The organism is Winslowiella toletana, assembly GCF_017875465.1.
Taxonomy (GTDB): domain Bacteria; phylum Pseudomonadota; class Gammaproteobacteria; order Enterobacterales; family Enterobacteriaceae; genus Erwinia; species Erwinia toletana.
Map to the genome: position 1 here is coordinate 3088597 of NZ_JAGGMQ010000001.1, position 15269 is coordinate 3103865.

At 54.6% G+C, this 15269-nt stretch carries 14 protein-coding genes, 3 tRNA genes and 1 pseudogene; 6 read left to right on the plus strand and 12 right to left on the minus strand.

Features of this window, described 5'->3' with window-relative positions:
* Nucleotide 1 precedes the first annotated feature (1 nt).
* Entirely contained in the window at nucleotides 2-736 is a 735-nt protein-coding gene (locus J2125_RS14310) for an SDR family oxidoreductase (RefSeq protein ID WP_017800987.1), read from the minus strand.
* 183 nt (nucleotides 737-919) lie between these two features.
* On the opposite strand from J2125_RS14310, the gene J2125_RS14315 reads away from it, so the two are divergent.
* Nucleotides 920-1462 carry a GNAT family N-acetyltransferase gene (locus J2125_RS14315; protein ID WP_244987155.1) on the plus strand — a complete coding sequence of 181 codons (543 nt, stop codon included), beginning with the start codon at nucleotides 920-922 and terminating at the stop codon, nucleotides 1460-1462.
* 95 nt (nucleotides 1463-1557) lie between these two features.
* On the opposite strand, the gene J2125_RS14320 is transcribed toward J2125_RS14315, so the two are convergent.
* Entirely contained in the window at nucleotides 1558-2379 is an 822-nt protein-coding gene (locus tag J2125_RS14320; RefSeq protein WP_017800985.1) for an SDR family oxidoreductase, read from the minus strand.
* A gap of 99 nt (nucleotides 2380-2478) precedes the next feature.
* Here J2125_RS14320 and J2125_RS14325 point away from each other — a divergent pair, with 99 nt between their 5' ends.
* A complete protein-coding gene (locus J2125_RS14325; RefSeq protein WP_017800984.1) occupies nucleotides 2479-3372 on the plus strand; it encodes a LysR family transcriptional regulator in 894 nt (297 codons plus the stop codon).
* Here the strand turns inward: J2125_RS14325 and J2125_RS14330 are convergent.
* A complete protein-coding gene (locus J2125_RS14330) occupies nucleotides 3365-3919 on the minus strand; it encodes a histidine phosphatase family protein (RefSeq protein WP_017800983.1) in 555 nt (184 codons plus the stop codon). The two genes, J2125_RS14325 and J2125_RS14330, sit on opposite strands and share 8 nt — an antisense overlap.
* A 616-nt stretch (nucleotides 3920-4535) precedes the next feature.
* Between J2125_RS14330 and J2125_RS14335 the strand changes: the two genes are divergently transcribed.
* The 3 genes and pseudogenes from J2125_RS14335 to J2125_RS14345 all read left to right on the plus strand — a co-directional run bounded on the left by J2125_RS14335 (nucleotide 4536) and on the right by J2125_RS14345 (nucleotide 8067).
* Nucleotides 4536-5927, plus strand: a complete 1392-nt coding sequence (locus J2125_RS14335) for an MFS transporter (RefSeq protein WP_017800981.1) — start codon at nucleotides 4536-4538, stop codon at nucleotides 5925-5927.
* 105 nt (nucleotides 5928-6032) lie between these two features.
* Nucleotides 6033-7068: pseudogene (locus tag J2125_RS14340) on the plus strand (LacI family DNA-binding transcriptional regulator).
* A gap of 12 nt (nucleotides 7069-7080) precedes the next feature.
* On the plus strand, nucleotides 7081-8067 hold the full coding sequence (locus J2125_RS14345; protein WP_017800978.1) for a nucleoside hydrolase: 987 nt from the start codon (nucleotides 7081-7083) through the stop codon (nucleotides 8065-8067).
* An 85-nt stretch (nucleotides 8068-8152) separates the two neighbouring features.
* Here J2125_RS14345 and J2125_RS14350 read toward each other — a convergent pair whose 3' ends face one another.
* From J2125_RS14350 to J2125_RS14370, 5 genes are all read right to left on the minus strand, one after another.
* Nucleotides 8153-9577, minus strand: coding sequence for a PepSY-associated TM helix domain-containing protein (locus J2125_RS14350; RefSeq protein WP_017800977.1), 1425 nt, complete (start codon nucleotides 9575-9577; stop codon nucleotides 8153-8155).
* A 75-nt stretch (nucleotides 9578-9652) separates the two neighbouring features.
* On the minus strand, nucleotides 9653-10084 hold the full coding sequence (locus J2125_RS14355; RefSeq protein ID WP_017800976.1) for a DUF2946 domain-containing protein: 432 nt from the start codon (nucleotides 10082-10084) through the stop codon (nucleotides 9653-9655).
* 139 nt (nucleotides 10085-10223) lie between these two features.
* Nucleotides 10224-10691, minus strand: coding sequence for a YbaK/EbsC family protein (locus J2125_RS14360; protein WP_017800975.1), 468 nt, complete (start codon nucleotides 10689-10691; stop codon nucleotides 10224-10226).
* 101 nt (nucleotides 10692-10792) lie between these two features.
* The gene (gene fhuF, locus J2125_RS14365; RefSeq protein ID WP_017800974.1) at nucleotides 10793-11587 is read right to left on the minus strand and encodes a siderophore-iron reductase FhuF; all 795 of its coding nucleotides are present in this window, start codon (nucleotides 11585-11587) and stop codon (nucleotides 10793-10795) included.
* A gap of 424 nt (nucleotides 11588-12011) precedes the next feature.
* Nucleotides 12012-13109, minus strand: coding sequence for a diguanylate cyclase (locus J2125_RS14370; RefSeq protein WP_017800973.1), 1098 nt, complete (start codon nucleotides 13107-13109; stop codon nucleotides 12012-12014).
* 239 nt (nucleotides 13110-13348) lie between these two features.
* Here J2125_RS14370 and J2125_RS14375 point away from each other — a divergent pair, with 239 nt between their 5' ends.
* Nucleotides 13349-13633, plus strand: a complete 285-nt coding sequence (locus J2125_RS14375) for a DUF1435 domain-containing protein (RefSeq protein ID WP_026111676.1) — start codon at nucleotides 13349-13351, stop codon at nucleotides 13631-13633.
* Between the two features lie 85 nt (nucleotides 13634-13718).
* Here the strand turns inward: J2125_RS14375 and J2125_RS14380 are convergent.
* The 4 genes from J2125_RS14380 to rsmC all read right to left on the minus strand — a co-directional run bounded on the left by J2125_RS14380 (nucleotide 13719) and on the right by rsmC (nucleotide 15246).
* Nucleotides 13719-13805 (minus strand) — tRNA-Leu (locus J2125_RS14380).
* Between the two features lie 31 nt (nucleotides 13806-13836).
* A tRNA-Leu gene (locus J2125_RS14385) sits at nucleotides 13837-13923 on the minus strand.
* 26 nt (nucleotides 13924-13949) lie between these two features.
* Nucleotides 13950-14036: transfer RNA gene (locus tag J2125_RS14390), tRNA-Leu, on the minus strand.
* Between the two features lie 175 nt (nucleotides 14037-14211).
* Nucleotides 14212-15246 (minus strand): 16S rRNA (guanine(1207)-N(2))-methyltransferase RsmC, encoded by a 1035-nt coding sequence (rsmC, locus tag J2125_RS14395; protein ID WP_017800606.1) that lies wholly within the window; start codon nucleotides 15244-15246, stop codon nucleotides 14212-14214.
* Nucleotides 15247-15269 lie beyond the last annotated feature (23 nt).

Genomic DNA, 15269 nt, shown 5'->3' on the forward strand with positions numbered 1-15269 from the left:
GTTAGTGCGGACTGGCGGTCGGGCGGATCACCAGTTCACTGACATCCACATCCTGCGGCTGCTCCAGCGCGTAGACAATGGCGCGGGCAATCGCATCAGGTGTAATAGCGATGCTGCGCCATGACTTCATTGCGGCACGGGCGCTTTCATCCGAGATCGTGTCGGCCAGTTCAGACTCCACCACGCCAGGGCAAATCACCGTAACGCGCAGGATATCGGTTTCCTGGCGCAGTCCATCAGAAATGGCGCGCACCGCATATTTTGTCGCGCAGTACACTGCTGCGGTTGGCGAGACGCTCAGGCCGCCAATCGACGAGATATTGATGATATGACCGTGCCGCTGTTGCTCCATCAGCGGTTGCGCCGCGGCGATGCCATGCAGTACGCCGCGAATATTGACGTCAATCATCTGGTTCCACTCATCGATCTTGCGCGCCGCCAGTGGTGAAAGCGGCATCACACCGGCGTTATTCACCAGCGCATCCAGCCTGCCAAAACGCTCTCTGGCGCATTCAATAAAGGCTTCCATACTGGCGAGGCTGGTGACATCCAGCGGCTGAGCGATAATTTCCGCCCCTTGTGCGCGTAGCTCGTTGACCAGCTTCTCCAGCCGATCGGTGCGGCGCGCGCCAACGATCACTCGCGCGCCTTTCAGCGCGAGCAGGCGGGCGGCGGCTTCACCGATGCCACTACTGGCGCCGGTAATGGCGATAATTTTGTTTTTAATATCAGACACAGGACTCTCCTTTGGCGATAAAATCGGCAAGCTGGCTAACTGTCCCAGCAGGAGAAAATGATACTGGCAGCCATGGTCTGCGCGAATATCTCAGGCTCTCTGATGATTGCCTGATCCTCTTAATCTTAATCGCACGCTGGCGGCAACTATGGTTAAATTACGGCTAACCATCGCAAGGAGCATATGATGAATTACACCACCGTAGTGATTGAAACCCCACGCCTGATTTTGCGCCCGATTACTCGTGGCGATGCCGCCAGCTGGTTCGCCATTATGCGCGATCCGCAAGTGATGAAATATTGGGGGCACCGGCCCTGGCAGCAGATCTCACAGGCCGAAGAGGGGATTGCCGCTGATATGGAGGCCATGGCCAGCGGCGAGTATCTGAAGCTGGCGCTCACCGCCAAACCCGATAATCAGTGCATTGGAATGTGCATTTTCTTTCACCATCATCAGGGATCGCAGCGCGGCGCTATCGGCTACTGCCTGGCCAGCGAGGCGCAGGGTCGGGGGTACATGACGGAAGCGCTGCAGTACTTTTTCGCCTTCTTACGGCAGCAAATGTCGCTGCGGCGGCTGGAGGCGGATGTGAATCCGCACAATCTGGCTTCGATCCGCATGCTGCAACGCATGGGCTTTCAGCAGGAAGGGGTGATGAGGGAGCGCTGGTGCGTGGAGGGGGTTACCTCTGATTCCTTGCTATTTGGGTTGTTGCTGAATAAATAACCGCAGTGCAGCGCTGGTTGCCGGGGGGACAGGGCGGCAAAAACGCCGCCCCTACAGGGGAGCTGCGTAGGGGCGGCGTTTTCGCCGCCCGTGGTCTACACCTCATCCAGATCCGTTGACAGGGTAATCGCTTTATCGGCTTCCAGATCGGCCAGGCGCTGTTCCAGCGCCGCTTTAATCAGATTGTAAGCGTCGCTGCCCAGCGCCAGACGATGCGGGGCAGGGGAGCGATCGACACTGGCAATCATTTCACGCACCATCTTTTTCGCATCGCCAATCCATGGGAAAGGCTGACTCAGCAGATGACCCGGGGTGCCGTCATATTCCGCCATCGCTGCTGCCATCACCAGCCCCCGGTCACGGAAACCGGTGTTGGCGGTGCCCGGTTCAATCAGGGTGAACTCGATATTAAAGCCGCGCACTTCCTCGCGCACCGCTTCAATAAAGCCTTCAATCGCCCATTTGGTGGTGTGATACAGGCTCAGGCCGGGAAACACAATTTGTCCGCCCATCGAAGAGATTTGCAGAATGCGGCCACCGCCCTGCCGACGCAGATGCGGCAGCACCGCCCGCGTCACCTGAATGGAGCCAATCACATTGGTGTTAATTTGTTGCACGATCTGCTCGTCGCTCAGCTCTTCGGCAGCGCCGCCAAGTCCGTAACCGGCGTTGCTGACGATCACATCAATTCGCCCCAGTTGGTCAAAAGCGCGATTAATCACTGCATGTACCGCCGGGGTATCCGTCACATCCAGCGGCGCTACCCACAACGCTGTACCGTAGCGCTGTTGCAGATCGTCGAGCTGTGCCGGATTACGTAAAGTAGCGGCCACGCGATCGCCGCGCGCCAGCAGGGTTTCTGTCATTTCGCGGCCAAAGCCGGAAGAGGTGCCGGTGATAAACCATGTTCTGGACATAATCATTTCCTCAGAAGATGTTGAAGGTTTAATCACTTTAACCCGGTCACATTGATGCTACTATCCGTCTTATTTCGCATGCGGAAGTGAAAATTAACCATGAATCAGAAGCCTGATCTGACCTCGCTAACGGCATTCGCCACCATTGTCAGCCATGCCAGTTTTCGTAAGGCGGCAGATGAACTGGGGATGTCACCATCGACCCTCAGCCATATGATGCGCACGCTGGAGGAGAAGATGGGGGTGAGATTACTGCATCGCACCACGCGCAGCGTATCGCCAACCGAAGCCGGTGACGCGCTGTTTGCCAGCCTGCAACCGGCGTTACGCGAACTGAATAGCGCCCTGGCGGTGGTGGAGGATTTTCGTCAACGGCCGCGCGGTAATTTACGCATTAACTCCAGTGAGATCGCCGCACGTTATCTGCTTAATCATATTATTCCGCGCTTTTTAGCGTTCTATCCGGATATTTCGCTCGATCTGGTTACGGAAGGGCGGCTGATCGATATTGTCAGCGAGCATTTTGATGCCGGGGTGCGGCTGGCGGAAGATGTGCCGCAGGATATGATTGCGGTGCCGTTCGGCGGTAATGCGCGCTTTGTGGCGGTTGCCGCTCCGCACTATCTGCAGAATAAAACGCCGATAAACGTGCCGGACGATTTACGCCATCATCAGTGCGTACGTTTTCGCCTGCCGAGTGGCAAGTTGTACCGCTGGGAGTTTGCACGGCATGGTCAGGAGCTGACCATCTTGCCGCAGGGGGCGTTAATGCTGGATCATCTTGAGTTAATGGCGCAGGCGGCAGCGCAGGAACTGGGCGTGGCGTACGTCCCTTATGCGGTTGCGCAGCCTTATCTGGCACGCGGCGAACTGAATCTGGTGCTGGAAGAGTGGTGTCCGGAAATTCCGGGGATGTGTCTCTACTACCCTGGTCATCGCCATATCCCCGCGGCCCTGCGCGCCTTTATCGATACGCTGCGCCAGTTTAAATAAAGGGCCGGTTGTAGATTGCCGTGCTCCAGTGACGGCTACTGGCGTGTTTCTCCGCCTGCCAGCCGCGTTTGCGCAGCTCACGGGCAATCATCTTATTCATAATGCCATGCCCGACCAGCAGCACCGTGCCCTGCTCAGACAAGGCGATCAGCTGCTGCGCCGCCTGTTTCGCCCGTGCGCTGGCCGTTTTAAACGACTCCACCGAACCGGAATAGCCGCAAAACCACAGCAGTCGCCAGAATGATAACCAGAACGCGGGTGGCAGATGAAAAGCGGAAAACGGCAGAATAGGCAACTCGACTTCGCTATACAGCGCATCACTGGTGTCAGCCTGCATACCGAGCTTCTCCAGCGAGGAGAGCGCACGTGGCAGCGTGCTGGTGACAATCACGTTGGCCTGGCGTGCGATCATCCGGCTGCGATCCGGCGGCAAATCGCTTACCAGCGACAGGTTGTACTGTTCGCACCACTGCTCCATCGCCAGCGCCGAGACGCGCGCAGGCGACTGATGATCGGGTTTACCATGCCGCATTAAAATAATTGCCATAATTATCAGCCCGTTTTGAAGTCCTTTCAGGGTAGCCGATTGCGCCTGACGCGAATATATCCGCCACGCAGTTTCAGATTGCGCCCCTTTTTTACCGCAACTGTCATCTGAATGACATCTGATGGTGCGAGAAATAGTCCGCCAGTTGAAGCGCCGGTAAAGCGTCATCGTTAGCGCCAAAGATTAGCATCAGCACCATGGAAAAAAAATTCACTACCTGCATTTGAGTTAAATATTGTTTAACTCTCTGATTTTACGCGATCTCATGTTTTAATGGCTCCCTGATTGTGAAGTAAATCTAATTATTTGCGGGATATTTACTTGCTTTATCTACGCGCGTAGATACAATGAAAGGGTAGTGATAACTCACGGTGCTTGATGTCCAGTCTGCTAAGTGATGGTCCGGTTTGTTTCGCGTTACTTAAGCGATCGGTTAATTAAAAACCGACAGACGCGCAGCAAATAACAAGATCCTGACACCAGGGAACCCTTTACTGACCTTTCATCATGGCTCAGAAACTGAGCGTCTTTACCGGGGAGTTATCTCTTCGTTAAGAGGAACGATGACCCACGGAAGGGCGCTCTTAAGATCTCCTAACATCAGGGAATTTTTTGAATGACCTCACAACAAGCTGTGGAGCAATCGATTGCAGCAACGCCATCTGCTGCGGATGAAAGACTCACCACCGAAGAAGGGCGCAAGGATTTCTGGCGTGCAACCTTCTCCTGCTGGCTGGGTACCGCAATGGAATATGCCGATTTTGCCCTCTACGGACTTGCCGCCGGTATTATCTTTGGCGACATCTTCTTCCCCGAAGCCACCCCTGCGATGGCATTACTCTCCAGCTTTGCTACCTGGTCGGTTGGCTTTATTGCCCGTCCGATTGGCGCACTGTTTTTTGGCTGGCTGGGCGATCGCAAAGGTCGCAAAGTCGTGATGATCAGCACCATCATTCTGATGGGCGCTTCAACTACCCTGATTGGCCTGATCCCCAGCTACGCTTCTATCGGCGTATGGGCGCCCACCTGCCTGGTGATTCTGCGCTTTTCGCAGGGCTTTGGCGCCGGCGCCGAACTTTCTGGCGGTACGGTGATGCTGGGCGAGTATGCGCCCGTGGAACGACGCGGGCTGGTCTCCTCGGTGATTGCCCTCGGTTCCAATAGCGGCACCTTACTGGCCTCGCTGGTGTGGTTGCTGGTGGTGCAGATGGATCAGCAACAGCTGCAGGACTGGGGATGGCGTATTCCGTTCCTCTGTAGTTCGCTGATCGCGCTGACTGCCTTGTGGATCCGCCGCAACCTGCGTGAAACACCGGTGTTTGAACGCAAAAAAGCACAACTTGAAGCGCAACGTGCTCAGGCGCTCGACGCCCATCCGCCGGTCGCCGATAGCCGTAGCTTCTGGCAGCGCAGCAAAGCGTTCTGGATTATGGTTGGTCTGCGTATCGGCGAGAACGGCCCCTCGTATCTGGCGCAGGGCTTTATCGTCGGCTATGTGGCGAAAGTGCTGATGGTCGATAAATCGGTGCCGACCACCGCAGTGTTTATCGCCTCGCTGCTTGGTTTCCTGATTATTCCCCTTGCGGGCTGGTTATCGGATCGTTTTGGTCGCCGTATTACTTATCGTTGCTTCTGCCTGTTGCTGATTATCTACGCCTGGCCTGCCTTTACGCTGCTCGACAGCCGTGAGCCAATGATTGTGATCCCGACTATTGTTACCGGTATGGCATTAGCCTCATTGGGGATATTTGGCGTGCAGGCGGCATGGGGTGTGGAGATGTTTGGCGTCCATCATCGCTATACCAAAATGGCGGTGGCCAAAGAGCTGGGTTCAATTTTATCCGGTGGCACCGCACCGCTGATTGCCGCGGCGATGCTCTCCTTTACCGGACACTGGTGGCCGATTGCGGTCTACTTCTCGGCGATGGCGACTATCGGTTTTCTGACCACTTTTGTGGCGCCGGAAACCCGGGGGCGCGACCTCAATCTGCCTGAGGATGCAATCTAAAAACCTGCTCCTGGTCGTGACTGCAGGTGTCAGTGGTAATCAGGCTGGCCGGGCATTGCCCGGCTGGCATGTTGTCTTTTATCTCTTAATCAGCAAGGTAAAGTATTGGCTAAACAGCACCCAAATCGCGTGACGCGTGCAGATGTCGCCAGAATTGCCGGAACTTCGGTTGCGGTGGTGAGTTATGTCATTAATAACGGCCCACGTCCGGTGGCTGAGGCCACGCGTCTGCGGGTGCTGGAAGCGATTAAACAGATCGGTTATCGGCCAAATAGCATTGCCCGCGCGCTGGCTTCGGGCAGCACTAAAAGCTATGGCTTAGTGGTGCCCAATATCTCCAATCCTTTTGTCGCGGCGATGGCGCACGCGCTGATTCAGGAAGCGCTGAATGAGGATATGGTGATTCTGCTGGCGGATGCCGGTGACGATCGCCGTCGTGAGCTGGAACTGATTCAAAACCTGTTAAATCGTCAGGTTGATGGCCTGTTTTATTACAGTGTTGATCGTCATCCTTATATCGACCTGATTAAAGCCAGTGGCACGCCGTTGGTGATGCTGGACCGGGTTGATCCGGCATTGCAGGTCAGCATGTTACGGGTTGATGAACGCGCCGCCGCGCGCGTGGTGACGGAGCATTTACTGAGCCATGGCTATCGTGATGTCGGGGTGATCCGCGGTCCGCTTGAGATGCTTAATGCACAGGACCGGATTAACGGCTGGCGCGATGCGATGGAAAGCCACGGGCTGGAGATGCAGCAGAAGTGGATATTCCCGACGCGCTATACCCGTGAAGGTGGTTATGAAGCCACCTTGCAGATGTTGCAGGGCGACACGCTGCCGCGCGCACTGTTTGTCAGTAATGAAGGGCAGGCGATTGGCTGTATTCGCGCGTTGCAGGAACACAATATTCGTGTCCCTGAGCAGATAGCGCTGGTGTGCTTTAACGGCACCGATCAGTCAGCGTTTATGGTGCCGGCGCTGACTACCGTGCGTCAGCCGATTGGGGGTGATGGCGAAAACGGCCATTGAAATGCTGAAAGCATGGAATGGCGAGGCAATGCTGCATGAGGTTTCTCATCAGCTGGAAATAGGCGAATCCTGTGGCTGCACGCTGGCTCCAGCACTAAGCGCCAGAAAATAAAGATAATAACTGATGAAACGTTTAATTATTGATTGCGATCCGGGGAATGGCATCGCAGGTGCAAATGTTGATGATGGTCTGGCTCTCGCGCTGGCGATGGCTTCGCCGGATATTTCGCTGGAGCTGATAACTATCGTCGCCGGTAACACGCCAGTGGAGGTGGGCTATCGCGTGGCGCAGGATCTGGTGGCGCGTTTAGGGCTGACGATTCCGGTGCATAAAGGTGAAAGCCAGGCGCTGCGCGAACCGGCTGAACCCTGGCGACAGGCGCTGGATCAGCGGGTGCATCAGCTGCAACTGACCCATTTGTGGCATGGCGTACGTGAGCCAATGCCAATGGTTACGCCTGAGCAGGACGCGGTCGATGCCATCGGTCAGCTGATTTGCGACAATCCGGGCGAAATCACCCTGGTGGCGATTGGTCCGCTGACTAACGTGGCGCGGGCGATGCAGCGCTATCCGCAACTGGCGGAGTCGGTGGCCGAAATCGCGATTATGGGCGGTGTATTTGCCCTTGATGACTATCTGAAAGATACCAACTTTGGTCTCGATCCGGAGGCGGCGCATCAGGTGCTGAACAGCGGCGCGGCGATTACGCTGGTGCCGATGGATGCCACCACCCAGACATTGATGACCCATCAGGATCTTGACCGCATTGCGCAGATTGATAAACCGCTGGCGCGCTTTGTGAGCGAAACTTTCCGCCCATGGATTGATTACTCGATTAAAACGCGCAATCTGCCTGGTTGCTGGATCCACGATGCGCTGGTGGTCGCCTGGTTGCTGAATCAGCGGGTCGCCACTGCCAGTGATTATCTGGTGGATGTTGAGCTGCACGCCGGACCGACGCGCGGCAAATCCTGGCGTTATCGTCATCCTCTGCGGGTGACGGTCGGTATCGAGCAATCGGCAGGCGGCCTGGTGCATGTGCTGCAAACGGTTGATAACCAGCTGCTGTTGACCATGCTGGAACAGGCGCTGGCGGGATCGGCGTTTTAAAATAAACGGACAGGGGCAGCGTGAAACCGCTAGTCCGGCAGGTGCAAACCCTTGATACGGGCGGCGAGAACGCCGCCCGTATAAGTTAACTTCTCGCGCTTTTATACCAGCGCACCCCGTCAATCAGCATAAACAGCAGCAGGCTGACGCCCATCAGCGGCAGACTGACAGCCAGTACTACGCCAGTGACCGCCAGCAAAAAACGCAGGCTCAGGCTTAACTGACGCCAGCCGTAAATCAGCGTATCCGCCGGATTAGCCTGCTGTTTTATCGCCGGACGGCGCAGCCACCACATGCGATAACCCAGCACCGTCATTACACACAGTCCGATGCCAGCCAGCGCCAGCACCAGCTGATTCGCCACACCAAACAATACGCCCATATGAGCATCTACGCCCCAGCGCGTCAGTTTCGCCAGTAAGCCAAAGCGGGCGAACTCGACTTTATCCACCAGCTGAAAGTTGTGTGGGTTGATGGCCACCGCGTCGACCTGCGTTGGCCAGCTGCGGTCGATTTCGGACACTACCCAGGCTTTGTCGGCTTTGTACGCCGGACGAATCTCGATTTTAGCAGCATCAATATCCGCCAGACGTGCACTGGCCAGAACCGCATCAAATTGCGCCGCAGTCACCGTAGCAGCGGCCGGTTGATGGACCATCATCGCCATATGACCGGCATGATGTTCCGCATGTTCGTCCATCGGCATCATCGGCTGGTCGTCGCCGAGACTGGTATTGACCGCTGGCGTCAGCCAGCCAAAGTGGGCGCGCATCTGCGCAATATTATTACCCGCCCAGTTCGACCAGGTTAAACCGGTGGCGGAGAAAAACAGTAGCCCGAGCAGCAACAGCAGTCCCAGCGTGGTGTGCCAGTGGCGCTGGCGCAGAAAGCGTGCGCTTTTTGACTGGCGCATACGCGCCGCCCGGCGTGGCGTGCGGCTGAACGCCCATAGCGCAGCGCCGCCCAGCGCGGCGATCCATAACCAGCTGGCGGCCAGCTCGCTGTAGTTGCGACCAAACTCGCCCAGCAACAGATTACGATGCAGATAATCGAGCCAGGTGCGAAACGGCAGCACGCCGCTGGTGCCGTATACCCGCAGTTCGCCACGGATCGCCAGCGTTTTCGGATCGACAAATACCGCATGGGTTTCCGATGCAGCGGCCTGCTCATCACGGAACATCACGCGAGTGGTCTCGCCTGATGTCGGCGCAGGTCTGACCGCGACGATTTGCGCATCGCTGCCCAGGTAGTCAATCGCACGAGTGACCTGCTGCGACAGCGGACGATCTTCCCCCGTTGATGAGGTAAACAGCTGCTGCGCATAGAGATGGTTTTCCAGCTGCGGCGTCAGCACATACAGAGTGCCGGTCAGGGCGGCAACCAGGATAAAAGGGCCAATAAATAAGCCAATATAAAAATGCAGGCGACGCAACAGGTGTAGCAACGCCTGGCGATTTTGTACTGTTTCGGCGCGCGCCGCTGGCGCGGCCGTGATAATTTTTTCCGACATAAAGGTTCCTTTGCCCATAGCAGGCAGGTGCAGATGCCTGACGCCATTGGCGACAGGTGAACAATTCCAGTGATTTCAGCTGTTCAGTGTCGGAAAAGGGGGGGCGCGCGAGCGAAAATGAATGGGAACAAAAATAGCGATAAACAGCGGGTCAGGCCCGGTCGCCGGCAATGCGGCGGCTTGTAGCAGAGTCCAGAGTTCGGGCAGATGACTCAGATTAAGCGGCAGATGGATCAGCAGTACGCAATAGCCGCAGGCGTTATCGTCCATCATCGACACTGGATGGGTTGATGCTGGCATTGCAGGATCTGCAGAGGCCATCATATGCGGCATATCGGCCATCGGCATGTCGCCATGGTGCGACATCATCATCATCGGCATGTCGCTGCCACGCGTCTGCGCCAGTGATTTCGAGATCACCGGTGCAATAAACAGTAGCAGGATCGCGAACAGGCCAAGCCATGCGGGCAGGCGGCTGCGCGAGGCATAAATCCGAATCAGTGACACCGGGAACCTGTAGCTAATTTCAACGCGGGGATTGTAGCTGAATCAGCGCGGGATGTTACAAAAGATTGCCTTTATTACGTTTTTCTCAGCTTCTGGCCGGGCGAATGGCGGTTCGCCCGGTTAACCGATCTCAGCGTCGTTACTGTGGTGGCTGGCAGACATCGATCCATTTAGCTTCGGTCAGCTCCGCCATCTGTTGTGGCGAGATGCGCACAGCGCTGAAAATCGCGCCGGCGGCAGGCAACACTTCCGTAAAACTCTTTAGTGATACATCACAATAGACCTGCAGCGGATTTTCCAGCCCAAACGGGCAGACGCCACCGACCGGATGACCGGTCCAGTTCACCACTTCGTCGGTACTTAGCATGCGGGCTTTAGCGCCCAGCGCCTGTTTTAACTTGCGGTTATCGAGACGTGCATCACCACGCGTGACAATCAAAATCACCCGATCTTTCACTTTCAGCGACAGCGTCTTGGCAATCTGGCCAGGCGTGACGTGGTGGGCTCTTGCCGCCAGGGCGACGGTTGCCGTGCTTTCTGCCAGTTCAATGATATCAATTTCGGGGGCGCGATCGGCAAAGAACTGCCGCACAGACTCAAGGCTCATGCTTATCTCCACAATTTAGCAGCTGATAAAGCTGCCACAATGCCCGGGATCTGTAAACGGCTGGAGAAAGGAAAAATTGTCAGCAAATAACAGTCAGAAAATCAGGCGCACTTCAGGGTGCAATCACCACAACGCTGTACGTCGGGCACCCGATAGCGCTGGCAGCAGCTACGCCGCTGCATTGCGCCCTCGCGCGGGATGATGGTGCGGTAGAGCGGGTTATCAGAACCATCAAGCAGTTCGCGGCTGAAAAACAGCGCATGTTCCAGTGTGAGCCGGGTCTGCTCATCGATTAATGGTTGCAGGTTGCCAAGAAACCAGTGCATCAGATAGCCGGTATTATTCCAGATAAGCTTTGCATTGATCGCGCCATGCTGTTCGATAGCGGCCACCACCGGTTGCAGATGGCGCTGAATCAGACGGTCAATACGCTGGTGGGCGTTGAGATAACGCGCGTCTTTGTCTTCACGTACGTTTAACCAGTAGCAGGCGGGACGGCCAGTTTCATGAAATTCAATGTGGAAATGGCGCGGAGAGCAGTCCAGCGCACGTGGTTCCAGCAGCAATGACATCATCATCGGCGGAACAATCAGACCGAAATACCACTGCGCCCACAATGACTGCAATGGCTTAGCTTCACGCGCCATCTGCGGGTGATTGCAGTAGAGATGATCGCCATAGTGCTGACAGAGTGAGTGAAAGGTTTCACTTTGCGACCACTGATCCAGCGTCATCGCCGCAGCGGGCGCAGTCTGGTCCAGCTTCAGGCTGTCGAGAAAGTAATCCCGCTCGGCGCTAAACAGCGCATGCAGCCTGTTGCCCAGCGGGTTGTCACTTTGCAAAAAGATCACTGGCAGTGCAGCGTAATCATCGGCCTGACGCGTGGTGATTGCCATGGGCATCCCGGGTTAGGAAATAAAGTTACGAAAACAAATGATAATCGTTCGTAATTCTATCCAGGTTGTCAGAACCAGGCAAGGCGGTTAAGGGGAATTATTGTTCTGTTTACACTTATTTATCCCTGCTTTTTATCAGGTTAATGCGCGTGATTAATGCTGGTTATTAATTAATTTTAATTAACAAATACTCTGGCTAAAAGCGGTGGCCTGCATAACCATTCAGGCAAATTAAATACAATCAATCGACTAATTTGGCAAAAGGATCTATGTACTGATGCTGTCCAGAGTTAAAGGATTACCATTATTAAACACTTGACCGTGAGTAGCAGAGAAATAATTGGGGGAAGCTAGTGGGGAATTAAATAAGCGCGCGGGTTAAGTCGTGTGGAAATATTAGCCCCGCGCGGGGGGCTAATTTGAGTTAAATAGCATCTGCGGGCTGGGCGCTGGATGTTTTTGGCAAGTCGTCCCAGCAGAGAATAGTATTACGGCCACGATTTTTAGCCACATACAGCGCGCGATCGGCATGCGCCAGCGCCTGCTCAAAATCATCAGCAAATAGCGGCGCAATACCGGCGCTGATGGTAACGTGAGTGGCAACCCGTTCATTAAAACGATGCGGAATCTCTAAATTCAGCACGTACTGGCGGATACGCTCAGCCAGCTTTAACGCAATCGACGCATTCACATTGGTCAGCAGCACCAGAAACTCTTCGCCGCCATAGCGGGTGACGATATCGCGCGATCGCACTGCATCACGGATGGCCACCGACACGCGCGCCAGCGCCTGGTCGCCCATCGCATGACCATAATTGTCGTTATAAGCCTTGAAATGGTCGATATCCAGCAGCAGCACAAAATGGCTACCAGAATGGTTCTCCAGCACGCTTTCAAGGCGGTTTTTCAGCCCACGCCGGTTATACAGCCCGGTGAGCGGATCGAGCATACTCAGGTCGCTGTAGGTCTGTTTCTCTTCATACAACTGATACATCAGGCGACGGGTAAACTCATCGCTGCGACGGCGCAAAAAGTGCAGCAGGGTAAAGCCCGCCAGCGGCAACGCAATGGTCGACAAAATCAGCGTCAGATTGTGGCCGCTGTCGAGAATCAGCACCGTCAGTGCTGGCGGCGCGGTATGCAGGCAGAATGCAGACAGGTGATCGCTGAGGGCAATTGAACAAATAAAGAACACGCTGATCAGGCTGATCGGTAAGTAACTGGCATTAAAATAGAATACCAGCTGATGTTTAACCGCAATATGCCATGCCCAGAGTATTCCTGTTATTAATGCCGCACTATTAAGTTGGGATAATTTGACTTTTGGCCTGAAGAAAATCCAGACAAATAACCCCACGCTCAGGCACGGGATAAGCACCGTCGGCAGAAGTATCTGTGATGTAAAGACATAACTGGCGTTAAACAAAATGAAGAGCGATGTGACTATGTTTAAAAAAAGAAAAAACATCATCGTCAGGCGATATTTGCTGTGTAGCAATTCGTCATAAGTTTGTAATTTCATATTATATACTCGCTGCAGCCCTGAAATATCAAAGCGCTAAATCTGACATTCGAGTTTATTATTCGGTCAGGAATAGTTTGTGACAGTTATTATGTTATTTTTTTGCATGATGAACAGCGCAATTTAGCACTTTAGACCGGTGCTGTCATCCTCAGGCACAAAGTTTCAACAATCTTGCTGCAGAATGATAAAAATTATCATATGCTGTTGGTTATCATTATCATCTGAGGGTTGTGACGATGTTAGTGGCGATAGCAACCGCGTGTGGATTATGGGGAGTGAGCTGGATGTTGGGAAAACGACTGGATAGCGCCTGGGGCGTGCTGTTACCTTGCGCGATGATCCCGGTGATGGCATTGATGGAACTCTCATTCTCACAGTGGCGCGTGCTGATGGTGATTGCACTGCTGGCAACGGTAAGCATGCTCTATCATAAACGTCTGCGTCATTATCTGCTGCTGCCATCCTGTATTGCGTTAGCAGGCTGCGTAATGGCGATTTCGCTGAAGTTTGCTGTCTGGTAAGAGTGAATTAAAACCGAAAGATAAAACAGTAACCGGGAAGGGATTAAAGCAGGAAGCCTGTTTACAGGCGGTGAGTGTTTACAACTGGTGCGAAGAGAGGGACTTGAACCCTCACGTCCGTTAAGACACTAACACCTGAAGCTAGCGCGTCTACCAATTCCGCCACCTTCGCATCTTCGTCGTAAATCTCTTATCGCTGCATTTGGTGCGAAGAGAGGGACTTGAACCCTCACGTCCGTTAAGACACTAACACCTGAAGCTAGCGCGTCTACCAATTCCGCCACCTTCGCGCAAATGCAAAGCAATACATGGTTGTTGGTGCGAAGAGAGGGACTTGAACCCTCACGTCCGTTAAGACACTAACACCTGAAGCTAGCGCGTCTACCAATTCCGCCACCTTCGCATTCCCACAATACCGTTTATTGTATTGCAACCACGGAGGCGCATTCTAGAGATTTTACCGGGTACGTCAACAGATATTTCACCGTCATGGAATGATTGCCGTAAAAAGCAACATCTCCATGACGATTAGCTGAATCAGTAAGTTGCAAAGCTGCGGGATACCCGCAGCCGGCAAATTAACGTTTTGCCCGGGCGCCTGCGCCCATCACTGCACGGTAAACCTTAAAGCGGCCGGTTTGCGCCAGCACTTCATGGCTGCCGAAGATTTCATCCAGCAGTTTTGGATAAGGCAGGAAGGCGTTAGCCACAATTCGCAGCTCGCCGCCGCTGTTCAGGTGCTTGACCGCACCACGAATCAGCGTCTGCGCGGCATCAAGGCTGGTTTGCATGCCTTCATGGAATGGCGGGTTGGAGATAATCATATCAAAACGCCCGGTAACATCGGAGTAGACGTTACTGGCAAACACTTCACCTTCCAGCTGGTTTGCCGCCAGCGTTGCTTTACTGGCGGCAATCGCGGATGCACTGACATCCGTCAGCCACAGGCGTACGCGTGGCGAGTGACTGGCCAGCACGGTGGATAACACGCCGGTACCGCAACCAATATCCAGCACTTTACCGCGGGTATGAGGGCTAAAGGTCGACAGCAGCAGATCGCTGCCAATATCCAGTCCGTCACGGCTAAACACGCCCGGCAGGGTTTTGATGGTGAAATCGTCGAGGGCGTATTCTCCCCAGAAGCTTTCTGCATCAAAGTCTGGCTGGCGGTCGAGGCGACCGTGATACAGACCACAGCGGCGGGCGCTGTCAATTTTGCTCATGGTGGCCCACGGCTCAAGCATCTGCTCAGCGCTACGCACGCCGCTGCGGTTTTCGCCAATCACAAAAATATCGCAGCCTGCTGGCAGCAGTGACAGCAGGTTTTGCAGCTGGAACAGTGCTTCCGGCTTGTTTTTTGACCAGTAGTAGATCAGGGTATCGCAGTCAGTCACCATCTCAGCGCTGGCAACCAGGCTGTATTGCGCGCGCTCGCCCATCGTCCGGCTGAGGTTCTGCCAGTGATGATATTGCTGGGTATGAACTTTGCTGAGAGCAGTCTCCAGTTGAGCGGGCAGGTCATCCTGCAGGTCACCGGCAAACAGCACGCGGCGTTCAATAAATTCATCACTGTGGCGCAGAATTACTTCACTGGCCGGGGTAAAAGCGGACATCGGATGGCTCCTTACTAATCAGA